The 23,181-nt window shown below is 56.6% G+C and carries 21 protein-coding genes, 1 tRNA gene and 1 riboswitch; of the genes, 6 read left to right on the forward strand and 16 right to left on the reverse strand.

Going from position 1 to position 23,181, the window contains the following annotated elements:
• Positions 1-57 precede the first annotated feature (57 nt).
• Together Q0915_RS27655 and Q0915_RS27660 are read right to left on the reverse strand one after the other, a co-directional pair.
• Complete coding sequence (locus tag Q0915_RS27655; RefSeq protein WP_299483259.1) at positions 58-423, reverse strand: VOC family protein; 366 nt, start codon at positions 421-423, stop codon at positions 58-60.
• 209 nt (positions 424-632) lie between these two features.
• Entirely contained in the window at positions 633-1,601 is a 969-nt protein-coding gene (locus Q0915_RS27660; RefSeq protein ID WP_299483256.1) for an MBL fold metallo-hydrolase, read from the reverse strand.
• A gap of 304 nt (positions 1,602-1,905) precedes the next feature.
• Between Q0915_RS27660 and Q0915_RS27665 the strand changes: the two genes are divergently transcribed.
• Positions 1,906-2,832 carry a LytTR family DNA-binding domain-containing protein gene (locus tag Q0915_RS27665; protein WP_299483252.1) on the forward strand — a complete coding sequence of 309 codons (927 nt, stop codon included), beginning with the start codon at positions 1,906-1,908 and terminating at the stop codon, positions 2,830-2,832.
• A gap of 36 nt (positions 2,833-2,868) precedes the next feature.
• On the opposite strand, the gene Q0915_RS27670 is transcribed toward Q0915_RS27665, so the two are convergent.
• From Q0915_RS27670 to Q0915_RS27700, 7 genes are all read right to left on the reverse strand, one after another.
• On the reverse strand, positions 2,869-3,753 hold the full coding sequence (locus tag Q0915_RS27670; protein ID WP_299483249.1) for a protein-glutamate O-methyltransferase CheR: 885 nt from the start codon (positions 3,751-3,753) through the stop codon (positions 2,869-2,871).
• Complete coding sequence (locus Q0915_RS27675; protein ID WP_299483246.1) at positions 3,750-4,967, reverse strand: chemotaxis response regulator protein-glutamate methylesterase; 1,218 nt, start codon at positions 4,965-4,967, stop codon at positions 3,750-3,752. The genes Q0915_RS27670 and Q0915_RS27675 overlap by 4 nt, the downstream gene beginning before the upstream one ends.
• A gap of 21 nt (positions 4,968-4,988) precedes the next feature.
• A complete protein-coding gene (locus Q0915_RS27680; RefSeq protein WP_299483244.1) occupies positions 4,989-5,354 on the reverse strand; it encodes a response regulator in 366 nt (121 codons plus the stop codon).
• Positions 5,355-5,387: 33 nt separating this feature from the next.
• A complete protein-coding gene (locus tag Q0915_RS27685; protein WP_299483241.1) occupies positions 5,388-5,885 on the reverse strand; it encodes a chemotaxis protein CheW in 498 nt (165 codons plus the stop codon).
• Positions 5,882-8,680, reverse strand: a complete 2,799-nt coding sequence (locus Q0915_RS27690; RefSeq protein WP_299483240.1) for a hybrid sensor histidine kinase/response regulator — start codon at positions 8,678-8,680, stop codon at positions 5,882-5,884. Before Q0915_RS27690 ends, Q0915_RS27685 begins: the two co-directional genes overlap by 4 nt.
• Positions 8,681-8,812: 132 nt before the next feature.
• Positions 8,813-9,457 (reverse strand): histidine phosphotransferase ChpT, encoded by a 645-nt coding sequence (gene chpT, locus Q0915_RS27695; protein ID WP_299483239.1) that lies wholly within the window; start codon positions 9,455-9,457, stop codon positions 8,813-8,815.
• Between the two features lie 181 nt (positions 9,458-9,638).
• On the reverse strand, positions 9,639-10,124 hold the full coding sequence (locus tag Q0915_RS27700) for a YHS domain-containing (seleno)protein (RefSeq protein WP_299483237.1): 486 nt from the start codon (positions 10,122-10,124) through the stop codon (positions 9,639-9,641).
• Positions 10,125-10,249: 125 nt separating this feature from the next.
• Here Q0915_RS27700 and Q0915_RS27705 point away from each other — a divergent pair, with 125 nt between their 5' ends.
• The 3 genes from Q0915_RS27705 to Q0915_RS27715 all read left to right on the forward strand — a co-directional run bounded on the left by Q0915_RS27705 (position 10,250) and on the right by Q0915_RS27715 (position 13,170).
• The gene (locus Q0915_RS27705) at positions 10,250-10,855 is read left to right on the forward strand and encodes a DUF1134 domain-containing protein (RefSeq protein WP_299483234.1); all 606 of its coding nucleotides are present in this window, start codon (positions 10,250-10,252) and stop codon (positions 10,853-10,855) included.
• A 76-nt stretch (positions 10,856-10,931) separates the two neighbouring features.
• Complete coding sequence (locus tag Q0915_RS27710; protein ID WP_299483232.1) at positions 10,932-12,326, forward strand: hypothetical protein; 1,395 nt, start codon at positions 10,932-10,934, stop codon at positions 12,324-12,326.
• Positions 12,327-12,387: 61 nt separating this feature from the next.
• Positions 12,388-13,170: a DeoR/GlpR family DNA-binding transcription regulator gene (locus tag Q0915_RS27715; RefSeq protein WP_299483229.1), complete on the forward strand. Its 783-nt coding sequence runs from the start codon at positions 12,388-12,390 to the stop codon at positions 13,168-13,170.
• A gap of 61 nt (positions 13,171-13,231) precedes the next feature.
• On the opposite strand, the gene Q0915_RS27720 is transcribed toward Q0915_RS27715, so the two are convergent.
• Together Q0915_RS27720 and Q0915_RS27725 are read right to left on the reverse strand one after the other, a co-directional pair.
• Positions 13,232-13,307: transfer RNA gene (locus Q0915_RS27720), tRNA-Glu, on the reverse strand.
• A gap of 161 nt (positions 13,308-13,468) precedes the next feature.
• Positions 13,469-13,825 carry a hypothetical protein gene (locus Q0915_RS27725; protein ID WP_299483226.1) on the reverse strand — a complete coding sequence of 119 codons (357 nt, stop codon included), beginning with the start codon at positions 13,823-13,825 and terminating at the stop codon, positions 13,469-13,471.
• Here Q0915_RS27725 and Q0915_RS27730 point away from each other — a divergent pair.
• Both Q0915_RS27730 and rpoH read left to right on the forward strand, forming a co-directional pair.
• Positions 13,824-14,849 carry an RluA family pseudouridine synthase gene (locus Q0915_RS27730; protein ID WP_299483223.1) on the forward strand — a complete coding sequence of 342 codons (1,026 nt, stop codon included), beginning with the start codon at positions 13,824-13,826 and terminating at the stop codon, positions 14,847-14,849. The two genes, Q0915_RS27725 and Q0915_RS27730, sit on opposite strands and share 2 nt — an antisense overlap.
• 178 nt (positions 14,850-15,027) lie before the next feature.
• Positions 15,028-15,918, forward strand: a complete 891-nt coding sequence (gene rpoH, locus Q0915_RS27735; protein ID WP_299483220.1) for an RNA polymerase sigma factor RpoH — start codon at positions 15,028-15,030, stop codon at positions 15,916-15,918.
• Positions 15,919-16,040: 122 nt separating this feature from the next.
• Here rpoH and Q0915_RS27740 read toward each other — a convergent pair whose 3' ends face one another.
• The 5 genes from Q0915_RS27740 to Q0915_RS27760 all read right to left on the reverse strand — a co-directional run bounded on the left by Q0915_RS27740 (position 16,041) and on the right by Q0915_RS27760 (position 22,999).
• Entirely contained in the window at positions 16,041-16,982 is a 942-nt protein-coding gene (locus Q0915_RS27740) for an ABC transporter substrate-binding protein (RefSeq protein WP_299483217.1), read from the reverse strand.
• Positions 16,983-17,004: 22 nt separating this feature from the next.
• On the reverse strand, positions 17,005-17,760 hold the full coding sequence (locus tag Q0915_RS27745) for an ABC transporter permease (RefSeq protein ID WP_299483214.1): 756 nt from the start codon (positions 17,758-17,760) through the stop codon (positions 17,005-17,007).
• A gap of 222 nt (positions 17,761-17,982) precedes the next feature.
• Positions 17,983-18,089, reverse strand: a riboswitch (TPP riboswitch).
• 80 nt (positions 18,090-18,169) lie between these two features.
• Positions 18,170-19,984 carry a hypothetical protein gene (locus Q0915_RS27750; RefSeq protein ID WP_299483211.1) on the reverse strand — a complete coding sequence of 605 codons (1,815 nt, stop codon included), beginning with the start codon at positions 19,982-19,984 and terminating at the stop codon, positions 18,170-18,172.
• 254 nt (positions 19,985-20,238) lie between these two features.
• Complete coding sequence (locus Q0915_RS27755; RefSeq protein ID WP_299483208.1) at positions 20,239-21,531, reverse strand: adenylosuccinate synthase; 1,293 nt, start codon at positions 21,529-21,531, stop codon at positions 20,239-20,241.
• Between the two features lie 196 nt (positions 21,532-21,727).
• The gene (locus Q0915_RS27760; protein ID WP_299483206.1) at positions 21,728-22,999 is read right to left on the reverse strand and encodes an MFS transporter; all 1,272 of its coding nucleotides are present in this window, start codon (positions 22,997-22,999) and stop codon (positions 21,728-21,730) included.
• Positions 23,000-23,181: the final 182 nt, after the last annotated feature.

Below are 23,181 nucleotides of genomic sequence, written 5' to 3' on the forward strand. Positions count from 1 at the left end.
ATTCCGGGGCTTTTTGTTTGGCATCCGCTGGAAGGCCTTTTACCCAATTAGCCGCTGTCAGCGATTTTCCGGTTCCCACAATTCCACCGGATTGCCCTCCGGATCATGGATCCTGGCAAAGCGGCCGATACCGTCCATCGTTTCCTCGCGCGATACCGTGATGTCCTGCTCGCGCAGGTAGGACAAGACAGCGTCCAGATCCGCGACGCGAAAATTCAACATGAATTGCCTGTCGTTAGGAAAATAGTCGGTATCCTCGGCAAAGGGTGCGAAAACCGTAACCCCGCCTTCGGAAACCCAGGGCGCCTGCTCCATATCTTTCGGGACCCGGTTAATGCCCAGATGCGTCTCATACCAAAGCGACAGCGCTTCGGGATCCTTTGCGCGGAAAAACACGCCGCCAACTCCCACAACACTTCTCATAGCGCACTCCCGTTAGATGACTTTGCCTAGGCTGCCATCTTGCCACGACGAACGCTCCAGGTCTGCGTTTTGAGGTTTGACCAGCGCGCAAAACGCACTGCAGGGGAAACATTGATCGTTGCAAAACCTGCGGAAAATGCTGTCGGGACTGAAACTGAAAAGGGCCGGCATTGCCGGCCCTTCCGTTTTCCACGTGCACATTTTGTTTTTTAAAGATGCATTTGATAGGAAGCCGGTACGTAGCGGTAGCCGCTTCCGTCGACCGCGACATAGCCGACAGCCGGGAACGGCATGTGGTAACCGACAAACGGAACCTTGTCGGCCGCAAGCATGCCAAGGAGTGATTTGCGGGTTGCGGCAGCTGCCTCCTTGTCCATGTCGAATCGGACCTCCCAATCCGGTCGGGCGAGCGACCAGACGTAGTGATTCGCAGTGTCCGCCATCAGAAGAAGCTGCTGTCCGCCGCTTTCCAGCATGTAAACCGTGTGTCCGGGCGTGTGTCCGTGGGCGTCTACGGCAGTCACGCCGGATGCCACTGAGCCGCCATCGCCAAGGAAGGTCATTTTCTCGCCAAGCGGCTTCACATTCTTTGTCATCAGTTTGGTGACGCCATTCGCCTCAGGATCCATCGCAGCCCAGAAATCGTACTCTTTCTGGCCCGTGACATAGCGAGCATTGGCGAATGCCGGAGCACCGCCTTCCATCAGTCCGCCGATATGGTCAGGGTGCATATGGGTAATAACGACGATATCGACCTGTTCCGGCGTGTAGCCGGCGCTTTCAAGCGCGGCACGCATATTACCGCGCGCGGGACGTCCACCTTCCCCGACACCTGTGTCGAACAGGATGAGTTCGCTGCCGGTGTTCACCAGCGTCGGCGTGAAATAGGCCCTGAACGAATCAGTGGGAATGAAGTTTTCGTCGGAATGCGCGACAAAGGCATCCGGTTCCACGTTCATTCCGAAGGTCTTTTGCGGCTCGCCAACAGTCACAGCACCGTCGAGCAGCGTGTTCACCTCAAAATCGCCAACCGCATATCGCGCGACTGGAGCAGTCATTGCCCCTTGTTTCTCGGCAGCGGCGTGCGCCAGGTTGACAGAGCCCAGGCTCGCTCCCGCCACAGCGCCACCTGCTCCAAGAAGAGCAGTTCTGCGCGTCAGTTCCACTTTCAGTCCCATTTCGCTCACTCCGGCAGCTTCGTTGATGTCAAGGAAGGTTCAACAATTGGTCAGGCCCGTGAGGTCAAGGAAACCCTGGAACGCCCCGCGCCTGCCGTATCACCCTTGCTGACAACTTGGCGCATAGCGTTTGAAAGGAAACCCGCTTCTTCTTCAAAGACCTGTTATTTCGCCACTTCTTCAACTTAGGTCTCAAGGCAATTACTTGATTTTTATCAGATAGTTAAGTTAAGAAAATTTCATGCTTCTTGAATGACACACACATTCGGCCATACTTGGACGATGCTCAATCGCGACATTTGAAATGATCCGCAACCAAACAGCTCAGTTCTTTCTGCTTGCCCTGGCCGCCGCCTGGCTCCTCGCGTCTACGCAAATTCAACGCCCTGAGGGCTGGCCGGTGGCGGGGCTCTATGCCTATTGGAGTGTCCGTATTCTTCTGGAGGCAGGACTGTTCGCGGCCTTCCTGGAATTGCTGGGCCGGTTGCAGGGACTTAAGGGACAGCTCAGCTTGGTGGCAAGCGTTGCCGCACTGGTCAGTCTTGTCCCCTTTGCGCTCGCCGTTACCGCTCTGGATCTCATACTCGGCTTGCCGGAGTTGGACGAACTCGTGTCTGGTGTACAAGGTCCGGCTGGATCCAGCAGTGCTGCCACCGGACAAACGCACATCGGGTCCTTTCTGCTTGAACTGGTCTATCTTTCCGACAACCATTTCGTTCTCTGTTTTCTATTGTCGATCCCGCTGTTTTTCCGTGCTGCGGCAACAAAGAACGTTGAAGGCAGGCAAAGTGCACACCGTTTGAACCATCAGGTCGATGCGAGTGAAGATCATTCGAACGCGCTTGAAGGTCTGGCGCCACACGATTCAGATACAGCCGGTGCGCCTGCCGATACGGGCTACCAAAGGCACCTTGATCCGCCTCTTCAAGAACCGGTTCTGCGTGTCGAGGCGCAGGAACACTATGTGCGCCTCATAAGCGGCACCGAGAATCGAATGGTTCTCTATCGTTTCAACGATATCGTGGCGGAACTTCCCTACGACAGAGGCATGCAGGTACATCGCAGTCACTGGGTTGCTTTTGAAATCATGGACAGGCTCGTCAGGGAAGAAGGCCGGCTTTGGCTCGATCTCACCAGTGGAGTGCGCGTTCCGGTGAGCCGGAAATATGCCGAGGATGTCCGGCAAAAAATCCAGTCTGGCGTTGGACAAATGAAAAAGGCGGCCACCTGACCGCCTTTTTTGAATTCATGCTGCGAAGCTGGTGGCTTACCGGGCGAAACCGGAGCCTCCGCCAACGGCGAGCCTGGGCGCCGTCGTTGTGCCGGTTGCAGCCTGTACAGCCTGCTTCTTCTGGAACAGGCCGCGTTTTCCCGGCACCGGTTTGAAGGCATCTGTCAGTCCGACGACTGTTTCAGCAGCGCCAAGAACCAGGAAGCCATCATCCGGGAGTGTCTTGGAAAGCCGGCCAAGGATCTCTGACTTTGTTGCCTGATCAAAATAGATCAGAACGTTCCGGCAAAAGACGATGTCGAACTCACCAAGATGGGTAAAGCTTTCAAGCAGGTTGAGCTTCTTCCACTCGATCATGGCACGCATGCCCGAATTGATCTGCCACATGTCGCCCTTTTGATCGAAATACTTCAAGAGCAACTGGATCGGGAGACCGCGCTGGACCTCAAACTGGCTGTATATGCCCGTTTTTGCCTTTTCGAGCACTTCCTGCGACAGGTCGGTTCCAAGCACCCGCGTGCGCCATCCTGGCATCTTCGACGCTTCTTCTTTCAGACAAATGCCGAGAGAATAAGGTTCCTGGCCCGTTGACGCAGCCGCGCACCAGATCTTCAGCTGCCGGCGGGAGGAACGCGATTCCAGCAATGCGGGCAGCATCGTGTCCTTGAAATGATCGAACGGCGTCTTGTCCCGAAAGAAAAACGACTCGTTCGTCGTCATCGCTTCGATGACTTCGGTTTCAAGAGCGCGGTCGGAGCCGCGCTGCAAGGTCTGGATGACCGCGCTCAGGGTCTCAAGCTTTGAGCTTCTCGCAATCGGCAGCAGGCGGCTTTCTACGAGATACTGCTTGTCGTTCGACAGGACCAGACCGGAACGCGTCTTGAGAAAGTTTTTGAGGAATTCGAACTCGCCTGGAGTCATCGTGTGTTCCCCTTCAAAACGCGCGAGATTTTCGGACCGATCTGGTTCAACGGCAAGATTTCGCTGCAAACACCGGTCGCTGCGGCCGCACCAGGCATCCCCCAGACAACGCTGGTGGCCTCGTCTTGCGTGATAATGCTACCGCCACCAGAGGCGATCGTTTTGATCCCTTCCGCGCCATCATGTCCCATCCCCGTAAGGATGACCGCAAGGCTTGCTGAACCGTACGCTTTGGCGACGCTGTCGAAAAGCGGATCGACCGCAGGTTTGCAGAAGTTGACCGGAGCATCGTCCGTCAAGCGGATTTTCACTGCCCCTGCATCCTTCTCGAGGATCATATGCTTGCCGCCGGGGGCAACATAGATATTGCCGGGCTTCAGTATCTCGCCGTCCTCACCTTCTTTCGATGGGCGCAGGGCCGCTTTGCCGAGATGCTCGGCAAGGATTGACGTGAAAGTCGGCGGCATGTGCTGCGTGATGACGACAGGTACGTCGTTAATCGCCGTTCCGGCTTCCTTCATCACCTCCTGAAGAGCCTGGGGCCCGCCGGTGGAAGAACCGATCGCCAGAATACGCGGCCTGGCCGACGAATAAGGGCGTGTCTGGAACTTTGGCGCAGCGGCAGCAGCAGGTTGCGCAGCTCCTCTAAAGCTTGCGCGCGTATCGGCCGCAGGACGCGCAGAGACAGGTCTGACCGGCTGCGCGGTCTTCCCGGCACGCGTTTCCGCCCGCATGGTCCTGGCCGGGCCACGCATCCGGATGGCTCGTGCGCCAAGGGCCTTCACCTTCTCGATCAGCTCACGTCGAAAATCGACCGACGTGGTCACCTCCGAACTCGATTCCGGCTTGGGAACATAGTCGGCAGCGCCTAGAGAAAGCGCTTTCAAGCTTATTTCCGCGTTGCGTCTGGTAAGGGTCGAAGCCATGATGACCACAAGGTCGCGCTTCTTGGCGAGCATCAGCGGCAATGCCGTCATGCCATCCATTTCTGGCATCTCGATATCGAGAACGACGACGTCCGGATTGCTTTTTTCTATGTCCTCGACAGCGAGTTTGCCATTCCGCTGCGAGCTGACGACCTTCAGGCTCTTATCTTCCCCGAGCCAGCGGGTAAGAAGGCCTCGTATCACGACGGCATCGTCAACGACCATGACTTTGATCGGGTCGCTGCCGGGATTGGTGCCCGCAGCAACACTTCGTTGTGCTAGTGCCATTAAAGACTGTCCAACTCGAAACTAGATAAGACCGACTTCCTGAAACTTGGCTTCGACGATTTCCCTGTCGAACGGTTTCATGATGTATTCGTTTGCGCCGGCGCGGATGGCCCGCGCTATATGAGCGACGTCATTTTCCGTCGTGCAGAACACCACGATCGGATTTTCTCCGCCTTCTTCTGCCCTGAGGCTGGTCAGAAATTCCAGACCATCCATGACCGGCATGTTCCAATCGAGAAGAATGGCGTCCGGCATCGTCTTCCGGCAGGCATCCAGTGCCTGCTGCCCGTCCTCGGCTTCCGTGATTTCGAAGCTCATGTCCTCGAGGATCCGGCGTGCCACCTTACGAATGACGCTCGAGTCATCGACTACAAGGCACTGTTTCATCACCTGTTACTCCACTCGTTGGCCATATGGCCGTTACGCTGCTGCCATCGGTTCGGTGAACAAAGATCCGAGGAGCCGGTCGACATCCAGAATGACCATCAACTGGCCGTCAAGGCGGTGAACACCGCCGGAGATTTCAGCCCAGCGGCGATCCAGGTTCGACGGGTTCGTTTCTGCGGAAGCAGCAGTCAACGTCAGCACTTCACCGACGGTGTCGATGACAAGCCCGTAGCTTTCCTGCTTGTACTCGATCCCGACAGCCATCATCTGCTCGTCTTCGAGCGGCGGAAGATGCAGCCGCCGGCGCATGTTGATCGCCGTTACGATGCGTCCGCGCAGGTTCAACACGCCCTGAACTTCCGGAGCAGACATGGGCACCCGAGTGACGCTTTCGGGAACGAAAACATCATGGACTTGCGAGATGGGCAGCCCGAAAAGCTGTCCTCCGATAACGACGGTCACATACTGGATCATGTCGCTGGCGGAATTCGCGTCGGCCTCCGCATTGAGATTGTGTTCCAACACACTCATGCTGCTGCTCCCAGTTCATTGGAGAAGACATCTTTCAGGGCTGCGATCAGGCCTGGGCGGTCAAACTTGGCGACATAGTCGTCGAAGCCGGCTTGACGCCCGCGCTCGATCGAAGCCGGGGTCACCAGCGACGACAGGGCGAGTATCGGCGTATTGCGGAAGCGCGGATCGCGCCGCAATGATTCGCAGAACTCGAACCCGTTGATTTCCGGCATTTCGATATCACTGACGACAGCGTGGAACTTGTCGCCGTTTTCCAGCAGTTCGAACGCCTGTTGAGGTCCGGTGCAGGTTGTGACGTCATAGCCTGCGGCCTTGAGGACCGGCGTCAGCATGTTCCGGAAGAAGGCACTGTCGTCGACAAAGAGCACTTTCTTCGTCAAGGCTTCGATATCCATCTCCTTGCGCATGAACCAGTCTTCAAAGGCTTGCGGGAGATAGTATCCGAGATCGATGATTTCGGTGGCTTTGTCCTTGACGACCGCCGATCCGAGAACGCCGGGACGCTCCGATCCGACCTCGATATTCATGCGGTCCTCGACGATATCGACGATTTCGTCGACCACGAGACCCATCGACCGTCCGGCATCGGAGAATACCAGCATTGGCTGGGTTCCTTCCGACTTGTGGCAATCGCCGTCGTTGACGTAGACCAACGGCATAAGTGCACCGCGATACTGGACGAGATCCCTGCCGTTCGAACGTTCGATCTTGGAGACTTCGAATTCTTCCAGGCGGGTGACCAGCGAAAGCGGCACTGCCTTCGGTTCCGGTGCACCGGCGCGGAAAAGCAGGAGGGAAATCGAATCTTGTCCGGACATTGCCTTGCGCTGCACATCCTCCCGCTCGTCTTCCTCGGACTCTGCAACCGAGCTGGATGCATGGCTTGCCATTGCACCCGCGATTCCGTTCGGATCGATGATCATGATGACCGAGCCGTCGCCCAGGATGGTGTTGCCGGAGAACATGTTGAGGTTGCGCAACATGGTCGACATCGGCTTGACCACAATTTCTTCCGTATGGAAGACGCCGTCGACCACGACACCGAATGTCTGGCTACCCACCTGCATGACGACAATAAATCCATTGTCGGCATCGATTGCCTGGTCGGCATCTTCGCCTTCATAGATCCCGAGCAACTGGGACAAATGCACCAGCGGCAACAGTTTGTTGCGCAATCTGAGGACAGGCGTGTCCTTGATCCGCTCGATGCGGTGTTCGGAGTTCTTCTGGACGCGGACAAGTTCCACAACTGACAACTGCGGAATGGCAAACCGGTCACCGCCCGCTTCAACGATCAGGGTCGATACGATGGCAAGCGTCAACGGTATCTTGATGATGAAGCTGGAGCCTTTGCCGGTCGTAGAGCGCAAGTCGACGGTACCGCCGATCAATTCGATGTTGTTGCGCACAACGTCCATGCCGACGCCGCGTCCGGAAACGCTGGTGACTTCGGCAGCAGTAGAGAACCCGGCGGCGAAAATGAACTTGTGGATCTGGGAATCCGTCATCTTCTCGAATTCGGCTTCCGTCGCAAGACCGCGCTCGAGAACCTTGGCCTTCACCTTCTCGACATCGATGCCCTTACCGTCGTCGCGGACTTCGATGATGATATGGCCACCCTCATGGTAAGCAGCGAGGGTGATAATGCCTTTTTCAGGTTTACCGGCAGCGCGCCGCTCTTCAGGCCGTTCGAGGCCATGGTCGGCGGAGTTGCGAACCATGTGCGTCAGCGGATCCTTGATCATCTCAAGGACCTGACGGTCTAGTTCGGTATCGGCGCCGATCATTTCCAGATCAATCGGCTTCTCGAGTTCCTGGCTAAGGTCACGAACAATACGCGGCAGCTTCTGCCAGGCGTTGCCGATCGGCTGCATCCGGGTCGCCATGACACCTTCCTGCAGCTCTGCAGTCACGTTGGACAGGCGTTGCAGCGGAACCTTGAATTCGCTGTCTTCGTGGCGCCGGACGATCTCCAGGAGCTGGTTGCGCGTCAGCACAAGCTCGGACACCATGGTCATAAGATGCTCGAGCGTGTCGACTGCAACGCGGATGCTCTGGTTGGAGACCCCGCCGCCCGCGGCCTTCTTCTCACCGCCATCGCCGCCTGCTTTCTTTGCAGCTGCAGCTTTTTTCGGCTCGGGCTTGGCTTCGGCTTTGGCTGCTGCCGGTGCCGAAACGGGTTCTTCCGCTTCCTCGGCAGCCTCTTCGACTTCCGCAACGGCTTCGTCTGCGATCTCCACCTCGATCTCGGTTTCCTGGAACGCTCGCTCCAGTTCATCGAGGGAGACTTCGCCGGGTCTCAACGGACGCTCCAGCGTCTGACCATCGTCTTCTTCTGCTTCGGCTTCCGCTGCCTCGGGCTCTTCCTGCGGCGCTTCAGCCTCTTCGGCACCACCGCCGGCCATCGCAACATCGGCTTTGGCGGACATTTCTTCAAGATTGCCGATCAACTCGCTGTCGTCGCCCTCAGGTTCCTCACCTTCGGCAGCCTCGAGTTCGCCAAGGATGTCCTTGATCTGATCGATGGAAATAAGGATGAGCGAAACCGCTTCCTGCGTGACGGGTGCTCCGTCCCGGAACTTGCCCATAAGGGTTTCGGCCGCATGCGCAATGCCTTCAAGCCGGGGAAGGCCCAAAAAGCCGCAAGTCCCTTTAATCGTATGCACCAAACGGAAGATATTATCCAAAATGGTGGCGTTGTTGGGTTCCTGCTCGAACTTTACAAGTTCAACGTCAACAACATCGAGACTCTCATTCGTCTCGGTAATGAATTCCCTGAGGAGGTCGTCCATGGCCTGCTCTCACCCGACTTGTTACTGGTTCCGCATCCTGAAACGGATGTCTGGACCGAAAGTCCATGAGAGTAGGTTGACCTCAAAGAGTTAAGATACGCTGAAACGGAGAGAGACTTTTATTTTGCCGGATTAGACCTTGGGAAGGGCCGTAATTTTTACCAATTCATCTTGTTTATCTATTGTTAATACCATGTTGGATTCACGCGCCAAAAGCAACGTGTAGATCGGCTGAACCGAGTGCGCATCAACCCTTTCAGGCTCTTCACCGTCCAGAGTTTCCTTCATTCCCAAGGGGATGCGCGGATTGAGACCGCTTGCAGCGAGTGTAAAGGACGGAGACTGCGGATCTCCTTCCATCTCGACCTTGATTTCGCCGCCGCGCGGGACGCACTGATTGGCAATGAGAATAAGATTAAGAAGAAGCTTTACATAGTTTTTCGGCATCAGATGCCGGGAAACTTGCCAAATTAAATCGGATTTTTCGTTTTCCATAAATCCGGCGGCAACAATTTGCGCATCGCCGAGATCTATCTCTGCGCCCGCGGATCCGGCAGCTCCGAAAGCCAGACGTGCGAATTGAAGCTTGGCTGATGCCTGCCGTGCGCTCTTGCGGATGAGATCCATGGCGAAGTCGCGCATGTCCTCCGAACCTTCTTCGTCGAGGACTTCAAGGCCGTTCGTGATTGCGCCCACCGGACTGATGATGTCATGGCAGACACGGCTGGCAACCAAGGCGGCGAGGTCCATGGAGGAAAGCTCTTTAAGTGCAGACATGGCGGTGCAGGCTCTTCTATGGGTCTAAGCAAGGATCTGATTCGCAGAAATTTGTAAAACCGTTACACATCCTCCAAGGCGCTGCCAAGATCGGGCCGGGGCGCAATCCAAATCATCCAGATGAAAGTTGCTATTTTTTGGAATAATTGGCGGGATTGGGCGCGTTTCGGACAAACGGACCCTAGGACTCCGGGATACAGCCGACTCCCGATGCATTGGCTTTCGCATCTTTGACGAGTTGGCTTCCGTTGACCACAAACAAAAACCGGTTCACGAGGGAATGGAAGAACACAAGCCGTCCCTCCACCACCGCGTAGATGAAGGGACTGCCGGCGGTGGCAAATCCTTCCGACAGCGCAAAGCCGCCGCAGCCTGCAAACATCGGTGCGTAGGTCTCGGGATTGCGCTCGAATGCGGCCCGGTTGCCTTCATTGACGAAGACCCATTCCGCACCGCCCCATGTAAGCTCGTGCCGCCGATCGCCTTTGCGCGGTCGCCGGTCCACGAAGTAGCTGACCGGGTCGTTCCCTCCGATTGCATAGCCAGTGATCGGATCAGGGACAAAAAGCTGGGGACGCGCGTTCCCAACACCTGCAAAAACACACAGAAGTGCGGACAACGTTACGGAAAGCCACATCCAGGTCTTTTTTTCGGGCCAGCTTTTCATCGATTCGGCTATGTAGAGTACCGAGGCTTGCACGAATCAGTTTGATTCTATTGCGTTCCAGCGTACGGGCTGAGGCACTTTAAAACAATGCGCCTCATCCGGCAGATGATGAGGAGTCCCAATTAATGGCAAAAAGAGACTGGCGAGTAGCATCCCTGTTGAAAGCTGCGTTTTTTTGCTTTTGTCTGATTGCCGTACCGCATTTCGCCGTGGCTCAAACATCCGGTGCGGCGCCGATCGACAGTGCCCAGACCTACGATGAAGACGAGATACTGAAAACCGGGCACGAGTTTTTCGGTTCTGTCTCCGGCGGCCTTGCCTCCGTCATCGAACGCGCCTTTTCCAGATACGGCGAACCGAACGGCTATATTCTGGGAGAGGAGGGATCGGGTGCATTCGTTGCGGGTGCGCGTTATGGCGAAGGTCACCTCTACACGCGCAACGCAGGCAACCATAAGGTCTTCTGGCAGGGTCCGTCCCTTGGATGGGATTTTGGCGCGGATGGCGCACGGGTGATGATGCTGGTCTACAGCCTGCCGAACGTTGACTCGATTTACGATCGCTTTGCGGGTGTCAACGGGTCTGCCTATCTGGTTGGCGGTGCCGGGATGACTGTTCTTCTCAGAAACGAAACGGTCCTCGTTCCCGTGAAAGCTGGCGTTGGCGCACGTCTCGGTCTGAACATGGGTTACCTGAAGTTCACGTCCAAACCGACCTGGAATCCGTTCTGATCCCGACCCGTTGCCGCGACCCGCGGCGCAATGTCCGTGGGAACACGAGGGGTGACCGCTCTTGGCGGGAAGCCTTGTGTCGTCTAATGATTATGAATGGACTTGGGAGAACGACCGGGAACATGATGTGATTGAAGCGGTAATGTATGTTGCACTGGGGTTTTGCACGGCGGGTCTGATCGGCCTTGCAATTCTGCCTGCCTTTTACCGCAGGGCCGCCCGGCTGACCGAAGAAGCCCTTCGCGCGGTGAACCCGTCCAGCTACGCTGAAGTCAGGGCGGCGCAAGACCAGGCGAGAGCCCGTCACGCAATTGAGTTAAGGCGCGTGGAACGTCAGCTCGACGATGAGCGCGCCAAAGCCGCAAAACATCATCTGGAAGCATCCCGGCTGCGCACGGAAATCGACGTGATAAGCCGCACCCACAAATCGCAGGTATCGGATCTGGAATCCAAACTGGGCTCCTTGCATGGCGATCAAAAAGCGGTCGACCTTCTCACAGCCGAAGTGAAAGTCCTGAAAGAAAAACTCGCGGAAACCGAAAAAGCGCTCGCTGAAAGCTGGAAAACACCGGCTGACACCAACGCGGACGTCGGGACGGATGCCAAAAAAGACGGCGACGACGACTGGCTGCCGGCGGCGGACACAATGGCACTTGCAACCATCACAGGTCTGGAGGCGGAAGTCGCCACGCTGAAGGCGCGGCTGGCGAAGTACGATCCAACCGTTGCCAGCGAAATCGATGCCGATCAAAGGGACGGAAAAAAGACGCGTCTGTCCCGGCTCGAAGCCCAGCTCGTCGATACCGAATCGAAATACGTAACCGCACAGGCGGAAGTTACTCGCTTGTCGCTTATGCTCGAAAACGATGGGCTGAAGGCAGAAAGTCAGGCTGATAGTCAGGATGACACTCTGACAGAGCAACTCGATGAGCTGAAAAGAGAAAACGTTCAGCAGAAAGCTGAACTGACAAGCAAGGACCGCGCATTGGACCGGTTCGCCGGTCAAATCGAAAAACTTCAGAAGGATCTCGCGGGAACTCCAGCCCTCGTCCAATTGCGGCAGGAATTCCGCGCCCTTGCTGAAAAGCTCGCCGGCCCGGGATCTGCTCCGGGCGATGAGGTCAAAGCAACTGAGCCGTTGGCAAACACGGCATCTGACAACGACAAGGTCAAAAAACGGACCCAACGCGTGATGGTTCAGGCGGACAAACCCAAGAAGCCAGCCTCAATCAGAGTGAAAGCCACCAAAATCAGGGCGACGCCAAAAGAAGAGGCCGCTCCGAAATCCGCGGAGATTGCATCTGCCGCTGAAGCTCTCGTCAGCAGAATCGTCGCCTCAAATCGCAAAAGTGTGCCGGAAGAAAAGCCCGCTGAATCCAAGCAGACGGCCGCGGAGACAGAGGCCGGATCTGACCCTGGGACCAATGCGAAAACAAAGTCCAGCAAACAAAAAAAGAAAGATGTGGCTTGATCTTAACAAAAGAGATCGGTCACTTAGGTGAATGAAACGACACCTGACGAGCTTGCTGTAGATGCTGATTGAACGCCACAATTCCATTCTGGAACTCGCTCGTCAGATGGGACGTGTCAGTGTCGACGATCTGGCCAAGCGCTTCGATGTCAGTCCGCAAACGATCCGAAAAGACCTGAATGAACTTTGTGACAGGCGTCTGCTCGCCAGAACACATGGTGGCGCGCTTCTGTCTTCGGGTATTGAAAACGTCGGCTACGAAGCCCGCAGGATCATCTCGAGCAAGGAAAAGGCCGACATCGGCGCTCGTGTCGCCTCGCTTATCCCCGACAACACGTCGATTTTCATAAACATCGGCACGACAACGGAAGCGGTCGCCCAGGCGCTGCTGCAACATCGGGGCCTGATGGTGATCACGAACAATATCAACGTCGCAAGCCTGATGCGTGGCTACACCCAGATAGAAGTGGTCATAGCGGGTGGTGTGCTAAGGCATTCAGACGGTGGAATTGTCGGAGAAGCAGCCGTCGACTTCATGCGTCAGTTCAAGGTTGATTTTGCCGTGGTCGGCGCTTCGGCGGTTGATCCCGACGGCTCGCTTCTTGACTACGACTACCGTGAAGTCAAAGTCACCAAAACCATCATGGACAATGCCCGCCACGTCATTCTTGCGGCCGACAGCACAAAATTCGAACGCACGGCACCGGTCCGGGTGGGACATCTGTCTCAGGTCACGACCTTCGTGACCGACCATTGTCCGGATCCCGGTTTTGCCCGAATTGCCAAGGAAGCGGAAGTCGAGCTGATCGAAACGGGATTGCAGGCCGGCATAACATCCCTTTGATCCATTGATGGTCAAACGGCTGCGCTGCAGGTTACCAGGGGTGATATCGATGAAACTGGATTGGCACGCCCAACGGGACTCGAACCCGTGTTTCCGCCGTGAAAGGGCGGCGTCCTAGACCGCTAGACGATGGGCGCGCACTGCCTGGAGGCCTTTGCTCCAAGCCAAGGATGGTGCGTATAAAACCGCACAGATAAAGACGCAAGCGTTTTTTTCATTATTTGGCGCGCAAGCGTTCGCAACGCCAGGATTGGAACGACCGGCCGCAACATCCGGCGAAACCGATAGCCGGCCTCCCTTACCTGGCAACAAAATCGGTCCGGCCGATTTCTACTCCGGTTGAAGGATCGATACGCAGCAAGGCAGTTTTGCTTCCCTCACGCACGAGAACATAAACGATACCGTCCGAAACGGTTGCCTGCAGCACCTCCGCTTCGGGGCCAACGACGATCGTAGAAGCGAAATCGTCGGCAGACACTTCTGACGAACCGGAGTTGATCTTGTAGAGAATTGCTGCAAAGACAGCGATCAGACCGGCAAACATGATCAGAAACGATCCGAGCAGCAAACGGCGCAGCTTTGACTGAAGACGCTCTGCCATTGGATCGAGCGGCGGTTCATTCTGGTCCTCATCCCGGAAATTAGGGTGTGACATGACAAACAGTTCCCATGAATATCCGGCCGACCTGGACGCGGATTTCAGATTGACAATTGACGCAAGCGATTCCGGAAAGCGGCTCGATGCGGTGTTGGCGGCGCATGTTGATGCGCTTAGTCGCAACAGGATCCAGTCCCTCATCAAAGCCGGAGACGTCACCGTCGGCGGCGCGAAAATAGTGGAACCGAAATTCCGGGTCAATGAAGGGAATGCCGTCGTTTTGATTCTTCCTGAACCGGAAGACCCTGAACCCCTGGGTGAAGACATTCCCATTTCGGTGGTCTACGAAGACGAACACCTTATTGTAGTCGACAAACCAGCCGGCCTGGTGGTGCATCCCGGCGCTGGCAACTGGACCGGCACTCTTGTGAACGCCCTTATCCATCATTGCGGCGACAGCCTGTCCGGGATCGGAGGCGTCAGACGTCCGGGCATCGTGCATAGAATCGACAAGGACACATCCGGCTTGCTGGTGGTCGCAAAGTCGGATCAGGCGCATCAGGGGCTTGCCGCGCAATTTGCCGACCACGGCCGCACCGGACCGCTGGAGCGCGCATACGCCGCGCTCGTCTGGGGAGCACCTTCCAATTTGAAGGGGACAATTGACGCAAACCTTGCAAGATCACAGACGAACAGACAGAAAATGGCTGTGGTCAAGACAAGTGGGCGACATGCGGTGACACACTGGCAGGTCAAGGACAGGTTCGGGCCAGCGGATGAGCCCGCCCTTGCATCTTTGATGGAGTGCAGGCTGGAAACCGGGCGGACGCATCAAATTCGCGTACACATGGCCCATTTCGGACATCCGTTGATCGGTGACGGGGACTATGGCTCAGGTTTCAAAACCAAGATTAACCGTCTTGAAGAGCCTTTGAAAAGTGTCGTCGGCAGCTTCGACCGACAGGCACTTCACGCCGGATTGCTTGCTTTCGAACACCCTGCAAATGGGAAGACTTTGCGTTTCGAAAGCCCCTATCCAGCTGATTTTGCAAATCTTTTGTCTGCATTACAAATTTTTTAGGATGGTTTTCTGAAAACTTGCCATGCAATCGGCAATTTCCAACCTATATTAGAATTTCTTGTGTGCCTTAACGGACACGATTCCGCGTCCGCCTCTTCTCTCAAACGACTTGCTTGCGTAAATCTTCGGAGCAACGGGAGAATGGGGGATGTGAACATAACGAAAGGGGGTGCATGCTATGGCCCAAAACGTACCTACTCTCACAGCCGGGGAAGGCGGACTTAGCCGATACCTGGACGAGATTCGTAAGTTTCCCATGCTGCAGCCGCAGGAAGAGTACATGCTCGCCAAGCGCTACAAGGAGCATGAGGACCCTGCAGCTGCCGAACGCCTCGTAAATTCTCACCTTCGTCTCGTCGCGAAAATCGCGATGGGTTACCGCGGCTATGGTCTGCCGATCGGCGAAGTCGTGTCGGAAGGAAATGTCGGCCTCATGCAGGCCGTGAAGCGCTTCGAACCCGACAAGGGTTTCCGGCTTGCCACATATGCGATGTGGTGGATCAAGGCCGCCATTCAGGAATACATTCTGCGTTCCTGGTCCCTCGTGAAAATGGGGACCACGGCAAACCAGAAACGTCTGTTCTTCAACCTGCGTCGCCTCAAAGGCAAGATCCAGGCTCTGGACGAGGGCGATCTGAAGCCTCACCAGGTCAAGGAGATCGCCACACGCCTGGGTGTTTCCGAAGAAGAAGTGATATCCATGAACCGTCGTCTTGGCGGTGATGCCAGCCTAAACGCACCTGTGCGGGCCGAAGCCGATGCGGGCGAATGGCAGGACTGGCTCGTCGATGAAAGCGACAGCCAGGAAACGCTTCTGGCCAACCAGGAAGAACTGGACATGCGCCGCAAGCTGTTGAGCGACGCGATGAGTGTTCTCAATGACCGCGAGCGCCGCATTTTCGAAGCGCGCCGGTTGGCGGAAGATCCGATGACACTGGAAGATCTGTCTGGTGAATTCGGCGTAAGCCGCGAACGCGTCCGCCAGATCGAAGTGCGAGCCTTTGAAAAGGTTCAAAAGGCTGTTCGCAACAATGCGCGTGCCCAGGAGCACCAGCAACCGGTAGCCTGAGGTCAGTAACGCGAAAGCTTGAAACAAAAAACGCCGGAGACCTCTCCGGCGTTTTTGGTTTCAAAGGGTGGCAAATGATCTTCAGGCACTAAGACCTGCGTGTTCAGTCTGCTTCACACCTCTTACCGTATTTCGACAGCATAGGTTTCAACGGGCACAGTTTTGCTGATCAGTCCCGCCTCTGCCATGAATTCGGCGAACCGTTGATAACGTCCTTCATCCAGCGCACCCGGACGCTTGGCAAAACGGGGCAGCGTGTCCGTCCAGGCGCGTTTGTTGAGTTCGTCATTCAGATGCGGATACGCCTCGATAAATGCGTTCCAGGCTTCGTCCGGATGATTGGTCAGGTAGATCGTCGCGGCTTCGACAGCCGCCAGGAATTTTGCAAACCGCGGATCACCGGTCTGGTCCTTGTTCACGACGTAGATCAACTCATCGAAAATCGGAACACCGTTTTCTTCCGGAAAGAATGCGGTTCCTTCCTTGCCTTCAATCTCGATCTGGGTCAGTTCGAAATTGCGATACGCCCCGATAACCGCATCCACCTGGCCCGACATGAGTGCGGGAGACAAGGCAAAATTCACATTGATCAGTTCCACGTCGTCAATCGTCAGGTCGACGGACCGCAGCATCTGGCCAAGCATGGCGTCTTCAAAACCGGAGACGGAAAAGCCGATTGTCTTGCCCTTCAGATCCTTCAACTCCTTGATCGGCCCGTCTTTCAGAACGATCAGAGAGTTCAGCGGTGTTTCGACCAGTGTCCCGATCCAGGCAACTGGCAGCCCCTCTTCGATATGCGCATGAAGTGTCGGTTGATAGGAAATCGCAATGTCCCCCTGGCCGGCCGCAACCAGCTTTGGCGGCATCGCGGGATCAGCCGGCTCGATCAGTTCCACTTCCAGGCCTTCCGCTTCAAAAAAACCCTTGGTTTGAGCGGTGATCACCGGTGCATGGTCGGGATTTGTGAACCAGTCCAGCAACACCGTGAGTTTTTCGGCGGCATGTGCCGGTGTCCCCGCGATCAATGCGGCTGCAACGGATAGGGACAACAGGGTCTTCTTCATTCAATCCTCCAGAATTTGGCGGTCAGTCTTCGACCTGCCAGGGAACAAGAATTCGGGTGAGATGTTCGACGGCATAGCGCATGGCCAGCACCATCAGCGCCAGCAGGATGACTGCGGCAAAAAGGACGTCGGCGTTGCCGCGGGCATTCGCCTGCAGCATGATGAAGGCGAGCCCGCCCTTGGCGCCTGCCCACTCGCCCACCACGGCTCCGATAGGCGCAAAAACCGCGGCAACACGAATGCCAGAGGCGAACGCCGGCAGCGCTGCGGGAAGCCTAAAGACTATGAGCTCCTGAAAGCGCGAGACCCGATAGAGCCTTGCAAGATCGGACAGGCCGGGATCGAGGCGTCGCAGTCCGTCATAAACGGTAGAGGTAACGGTGAAAAAGATCACCAGAATTGTCATGACGATTTTGGAAGACATTCCAAAGCCGAGCCACAAAACCAGGACAGGTGCGATGGCAAAGACCGGAAGTGCCTGCGTCACCAGTATCGTTGGCATCACGACGCGTCCGGCAAGCGGGAACAGCCAGACCGCAACGGCCAGCATCGAGCCGCACAAGACCCCAAGTGCAAATCCGATAATTGTCTCCGACGCGGTAATGCCGGCGTGATGCAACAAAAAGGATGCGTTGTCCGGGAAAGCCCGTATCACCTCAAGAGGACCGGGCAGCATGAACGAGGGCGGTTGCAACAACGCGACCAGAAGCGCCCATACGCCAAAGACCACAAGCACTGAAAAAAGAAACTTCGATGCAACGGAGAGCAGTGCTTTCATGCACGTCCCCCGGCCGCATACGGCACCCAAATACATCTTTTTGAGGCATACTGTCTTCGCAATTGCAAAGACTGCCGCCATGGCAGACCAGAACGCATAGGATCTCCCGTCCCCGGACCGGAGCATCACATGCACTTTCAGATACACGCAGATGCACCGCACCATTGGCGCAATCAACGCTCAACGGTTGATCTTGCCGAAAATGACAATGGAGATCCGGGAATAGGCTAAGGATTCCGTCCCTTCGCCGGCATGACCCGGATCAGGTTCTAAGGGTTCGGCTGTTCGCCATCTCAGTTCCGGAATTCGGAACACCCCTCGGACCAAGGCGGAAGATGCCTTGGTTGGTCAGAAAAGGCAAGTTGTGCGACGACAACTTTTTTGGTCAAACGCGACACGGGCCCGGAAATTAGCCGGCTTGCCAGGCAGAAACCGCCCTTTCAACAGCGTCCGCTCCGACAGCACCCTTTTCGAGCGTGAGGATACCGCGCTTGCCATTCTCGTAGAGCATTGGAATGTCTATCCAGCCGCGCTCTCTCAACAGCGCCAGATTGCGTTGTTGCTCGTTCGGCAGGCTGGACAAGGCGATCCAGAAAAACCCCGGCTGCACTTTTACCGAAGCGCCGATCAGTGCGTCGCCCCGCGCCTCTTCTGTCGGCTTCATGACCAGGCCGGGAACATTGACAACGTCCCCTGCGGCAAAACTGTCGGGGAAATTGTACTTGATCTCGACGAGATGGCTGGCCGGCAGAGATGTATCGTCGTTCGGCTTGATGCGAATATCGACTTTGACATCCCTTTCGGGAATGTCGATCGATGCCGTCAAAACGGATTGTTGCCGTCCGTCCAGATTGGTTTCTTCAGCAACACCCCAGACAACGGCTCCCTGGGAAGCGGTACCGGCTCCGCCTGCGTCTTCACCTTCTTCGTAGAGGATTGACCTCTGTGCAACTCCATCACCACCTGACAACCCTGCAGGCTGGTCTTCCTGCGTGGCAGTTTCAGGCTCAATCGCAGCCAGATTGTCCTGCGGCACTGCAGCCGGTGCGTTGGTTTCCGCACCCGAAGGCGGCGCGGCCTCACCGGGTTGCGGGGTCTCAGGCTGGATGAGGGCCGGAACCTCCTGAGCATTGGGCGTAATCGGCGGCTGTGCAGGGGCCGTTACAGGCTCATTTGTTTCAGGATTGATTGTCGTCGTGGTGACGGTTCGTGCATCGGGAGCGATGACCTCGTTTTCTCCGTCGTCCAGAAGCCGATCCGTATTCTTTGAGCTCGAATCATCGTCTGAAACCTGCCCGGTGTCGGGTGTCGCTACCGGAGCGTTGGACGGGACTGTATTCTCGGCTTGTGGGGTTCCGGGCTCGGTGTCCTGACGATTTATGGAGACCAGGTCGTCCAAAGGCAGGAAATAGTAAGCTCCGGCTCCAAGAAGAGCGACGACGAGTATGAGCGCGAGCGCGATCGGTACAATGCGACTTGAGGAAGAAGAGCTGCGCAGAGCGTCTGACGCCGAGGGGCGCTCGCGTTTCGCCCGCATTTTCGCCGGGGTGGACGGGGCGGCGTCCTGAGCAGAGCCCGGCACTTCCTCACCTGCACCCGTCTTGTTTTCGTCCTCGAACAATCCGTCATCCGAAGGCGCAGTCTGACCGAATACCGGCTCCTGGCGTGGCTCTGAGCCAACCTGCGCCGCACTTGCCGCGGGCTCAACGGCTTCCTTGGCCTGTTGAACGGCCTGATTGGCGGCAGACCCAAGCGACTCTGCCTCTGTCAGGGTTTCCTGAAGGGGCGAAGGGATGTCGTCGGGAAATTCGCTTGCGGACTCTGGCGCGGGTTCCGGCGTCACTTCATCCGTTGGCCGCAAATCGCGGCTTTCGTCAACAGCGGTGTCATCAGGAACCGGATCAGCGGCAACCGAAGCTTCGGCAACAGGCGGCTCATCCGGCTGCGGAGCCGGATCAGGTGCCTCGACCGCTGGCGCAGCGGCGACAGCTGCAGGTGTCAGTCCGAGGCTTTCGCGCGCGGCCTCGGCTTCGACCTTCCGAATAGCTTCTTCGAGCCGGAGCTGCTCCGCAGTGATCTCTGACGGAGAAAGAGGCGGTTCATATGCTTTGAGCTGATTGACGATCGCGTTGCGCGCACGGCTGTAAACACTTCGACGGGCAGCACCATTGCTTTCGGGCAAAGACGCGATTGTTTTCTTCAAGATTGAATAGTAATCAGCCATCTTCCTGCCTACCGGCCAATTGCATGGGATCTGTCTGCAGGCCTGAAGTTTGTAATCACATCAGGCTTATAGCAAGTTTTTGAAGAAAGATGCCAATTCTTCACGCTTGCCCAAACAGAAATCCCTGCACAGCTTATGTTTACCACAGTCAATCGGACGAACTGCAAAGTTGCGTCCAAGAACACGCATATGGCGAATCGTGATTCGCGAACCGCCCCTGCCCCCGTAATATTGAGCTTTTTCAGCTGCAGATCTCAATCCTGGAAAGGATTCTGCACAAGAATTGTGTCATCACGTTCCGGGCTCGTCGACAACAACGCTACCGGCGCACCAATGAGTTCTTCAACGTGACGCACATATTTGATCGCCTGTGCCGGCAGTTCACCCCAGGTGCGGGCACCTTCAGTGGATTCTTTCCAGCCGGGCAAGGATTCGTAGATCGGCACGACACGCTCTTGCGCACCCTGGGACGCCGGAAGGTAGTCGATCCGTTCGCCATCGAGTTCGTAGCCGATGCAGATCTTGATTTCATCCAGCCCGTCGAGAACATCCAGCTTGGTCAGCGCGATACCGTTGATGCCGGATGTGCAGACGGTCTGTCGTACCAGAACCGCGTCAAACCAGCCACAACGTCTGCGGCGCCCGGTTACCGTACCGAATTCGTGTCCGCGCGTTCCCAGAAACTCTCCGACTTCGTTTTCCTGTTCCGTCGGAAACGGCCCCTCGCCGACACGGGTCGTGTAAGCCTTTGTAATACCGAGAACAAAATCGACTGAACCCGGTCCCAGGCCGCAGCCCGTCGTCGCCTGGCCGGCAACGGTGTTCGAAGAGGTCACGAACGGATAGGTACCGTGATCGATGTCCAGCAATGCACCTTGCGCGCCTTCAAAGAGGATCCGTTTTCCCTGGCGGCGCAAATCGTCAAGCATATACCAGACCTTGTCCATATAGGGCAGCACCTTGTCCGCAACGCTTGCGAGTTCGTCATAGATCGCCTGAGCGGAAATCTCGTCCTGGCCAAGGCCCCGTCGAAGCGCATTGTGGTGCGTGAGTAGACGGTCGATTTTCGCCGGCAGCGTAGTCAGGTTCTTTAGGTCCATAAGGCGGATCGCGCGGCGGCCGACCTTGTCCTCGTAGGCCGGGCCGATGCCCCGCTTCGTGGTCCCGATCCGTGTCCCGCTGTTGGAGTTTTCACGCAGGGCGTCCAGTTCGCGGTGAAGGGACAGGATAAGAGTGGCGTTTTCAGCAACACGCAGCGTTTCCGGTGTCACCACAACGCCCTGTCCGGCAAGGCGTTCCACTTCCTCTGCCAAAGCATGCGGATCCAGAACGACACCGTTGCCGATCACGGAAAGTTTTCCCGGTCGTGCCACACCCGAGGGCAAGAGCGAAAGCTTGTAACTCACACCGTCAATGACGAGCGTGTGTCCGGCGTTGTGCCCGCCCTGGAACCTTACGATGACATCGGCCTGTTCCGACAGCCAGTCGACAATCTTGCCTTTGCCTTCGTCACCCCATTGCGAACCGACAACAACCACATTCGCCATCTATTTTTTGCTCTCCTGAAAGCAGATTCTGTTGCACCGGCATGTATCCGGTGTGCAAACACGACAAGCCCCGGCAAGTCGACCGGGGCAAACGGCGCGGACTATAGACAGGTTTCCCGGCGCACGCGAGTCTCCGAGAACAGATTATGACGTGCCGGAGCGTATTTAAGCACCGCTTATAGGCTCGTCTTTGGCCTTATTTGGGCGCAGGTGTGTTCTCGTCGGATTTTTCCCCCCGCGCCAGCCTGTAAATCATCGGTGAAGTTCGCAGCAGCCAGACAAACCGGCGGCGCTTGTCAACAGGCACCGCTTCGCGGCGGAACATACGGACGATGATGAAAAAGACCAGCATCAGGTGCAACGTCGCGGTATAGACGAAGAATGAAGCAGGTCCGAAGGTTTCCATCAAAAGAGACGCCACAAATGGCCCAATCATCGCGCCAGTGCCAAATGCGAGCATGATCCCTGCGGCGACGTCGATAAACTGCCCGGGTTTCGCATGATCGTTGCCGTGAGCTGCAGAAAGCGAATAAAGCGGAAGCGCGAAACCACCGAAGAAAAAGACACCCAGAAACAGGTCGGTCTGCGTCATGGAGCGCGCAATGAAGAGGCAGGCAGCACCCGCTCCCACGGTGAAGGCAATTAGAATGATCCTGCGGTCGATCCGGTCCGAAAGCCATCCGGCGGGGTACTGAAAGATCGCGCCGGCAAAAACCCAGATCGCGATGAACGCCGCAACCGTCTCCAGGCCCAGTCCGATGCTTTCCGCATAGATCGGTCCAATCATGCGGAACGCACCATTTGTCAGGCCTATCGTGAAAATCCCGACAATCGCAACCGGTGACACATGCCAGAGCATCAGCGGGTTGACGAGCCGTGCCGGAGGCGCGGGTGGGTTTCCTCCCCGCGCAAGCGAAATCGGCACGACTGCAAAACAGAACAGCACCGCAAGAACCATGAGAATATCGGAACCCGATGCGCCGAAGACCGGCAACATGAACTGTCCGCCCATGACGGCGCCGAGATCCACAATCCGGTAGATCGAGAGAATGCGGCCCCGAGACGTATTGGAGGCGATGGAATTCAGCCAGCTCTCAAGCACCATGGCCGTGCCGCAAAACGCGGCTCCACTGACAAATCTGGACAGCATCCAAGGCCAGCCCGCCGGTGCAAAGGCAATCGAAAGAACGGCAATCGCGCTAATGGAGGCCAGCGCCGCAAAGACACGAATGTGACCAGCCCTCGCGATCAAGTGCGGCGCCAGCAGCACACCTGAAATCAGCCCTGCGAAATAGAGCGAACCGAGCAGGCCGATACTTGTATCGGGAAGCCCCTCCGCCCTTGCGCGCACCGCAATCATGGTCATGGAAAGACCATTGGCCCCCAAGAGGCAGGCTGCCGCGATCAAAAGCGGATAAAGTCGCCCGGTTTGAGCGGGACTTTCGGATAACTGTTCTGTCTGTGTCATGGGAAGTGCGGGTCCTGGATCCGCTGGGGCAGGCGGAGAGTCGTCAGCCCAGTTTGCCGAACTGGAGATCGAGCGCAAGGGACTAATCCTGTTCTCGCTCGTTTTTCGGGTGTTTACCAGAGATCGGGCGTGATAACCGGTGTCTAGTCGCTCTAGACGCGGGACAAGGCCATGCCTCTCCG

The sequence above is a fragment of the uncultured Roseibium sp. genome (genome assembly GCF_947494555.1).
Classification (GTDB): Bacteria; Pseudomonadota; Alphaproteobacteria; order Rhizobiales; family Stappiaceae; genus Roseibium.

What these genes read in the sequence shown, in the direction of transcription:
- Q0915_RS27655 (WP_299483259.1), bottom strand. Translation starts at nt 423, where the DNA reads ATGAGAAGTGTTGTGGGAGTTGGCGGCGTGTTTTTCCGCGCAAAGGAT.
- Q0915_RS27660 (WP_299483256.1), bottom strand. Translation starts at nt 1,601, where the DNA reads ATGGGACTGAAAGTGGAACTGACGCGCAGAACTGCTCTTCTTGGAGCA.
- Q0915_RS27665 (WP_299483252.1), top strand. Translation starts at nt 1,906, where the DNA reads ATGATCCGCAACCAAACAGCTCAGTTCTTTCTGCTTGCCCTGGCCGCC.
- Q0915_RS27670 (WP_299483249.1), bottom strand. Translation starts at nt 3,753, where the DNA reads ATGACTCCAGGCGAGTTCGAATTCCTCAAAAACTTTCTCAAGACGCGT.
- Q0915_RS27675 (WP_299483246.1), bottom strand. Translation starts at nt 4,967, where the DNA reads ATGGCACTAGCACAACGAAGTGTTGCTGCGGGCACCAATCCCGGCAGC.
- Q0915_RS27680 (WP_299483244.1), bottom strand. Translation starts at nt 5,354, where the DNA reads ATGAAACAGTGCCTTGTAGTCGATGACTCGAGCGTCATTCGTAAGGTG.
- Q0915_RS27685 (WP_299483241.1), bottom strand. Translation starts at nt 5,885, where the DNA reads ATGAGTGTGTTGGAACACAATCTCAATGCGGAGGCCGACGCGAATTCC.
- Q0915_RS27690 (WP_299483240.1), bottom strand. Translation starts at nt 8,680, where the DNA reads ATGGACGACCTCCTCAGGGAATTCATTACCGAGACGAATGAGAGTCTC.
- chpT (WP_299483239.1), bottom strand. Translation starts at nt 9,457, where the DNA reads ATGTCTGCACTTAAAGAGCTTTCCTCCATGGACCTCGCCGCCTTGGTT.
- Q0915_RS27700 (WP_299483237.1), bottom strand. Translation starts at nt 10,124, where the DNA reads ATGAAAAGCTGGCCCGAAAAAAAGACCTGGATGTGGCTTTCCGTAACG.
- Q0915_RS27705 (WP_299483234.1), top strand. Translation starts at nt 10,250, where the DNA reads ATGGCAAAAAGAGACTGGCGAGTAGCATCCCTGTTGAAAGCTGCGTTT.
- Q0915_RS27715 (WP_299483229.1), top strand. Translation starts at nt 12,388, where the DNA reads ATGCTGATTGAACGCCACAATTCCATTCTGGAACTCGCTCGTCAGATG.
- Q0915_RS27730 (WP_299483223.1), top strand. Translation starts at nt 13,824, where the DNA reads ATGACAAACAGTTCCCATGAATATCCGGCCGACCTGGACGCGGATTTC.
- Q0915_RS27725 (WP_299483226.1), bottom strand. Translation starts at nt 13,825, where the DNA reads ATGTCACACCCTAATTTCCGGGATGAGGACCAGAATGAACCGCCGCTC.
- rpoH (WP_299483220.1), top strand. Translation starts at nt 15,028, where the DNA reads ATGGCCCAAAACGTACCTACTCTCACAGCCGGGGAAGGCGGACTTAGC.
- Q0915_RS27740 (WP_299483217.1), bottom strand. Translation starts at nt 16,982, where the DNA reads ATGAAGAAGACCCTGTTGTCCCTATCCGTTGCAGCCGCATTGATCGCG.
- Q0915_RS27745 (WP_299483214.1), bottom strand. Translation starts at nt 17,760, where the DNA reads ATGAAAGCACTGCTCTCCGTTGCATCGAAGTTTCTTTTTTCAGTGCTT.
- Q0915_RS27750 (WP_299483211.1), bottom strand. Translation starts at nt 19,984, where the DNA reads ATGGCTGATTACTATTCAATCTTGAAGAAAACAATCGCGTCTTTGCCC.
- Q0915_RS27755 (WP_299483208.1), bottom strand. Translation starts at nt 21,531, where the DNA reads ATGGCGAATGTGGTTGTTGTCGGTTCGCAATGGGGTGACGAAGGCAAA.
- Q0915_RS27760 (WP_299483206.1), bottom strand. Translation starts at nt 22,999, where the DNA reads ATGACACAGACAGAACAGTTATCCGAAAGTCCCGCTCAAACCGGGCGA.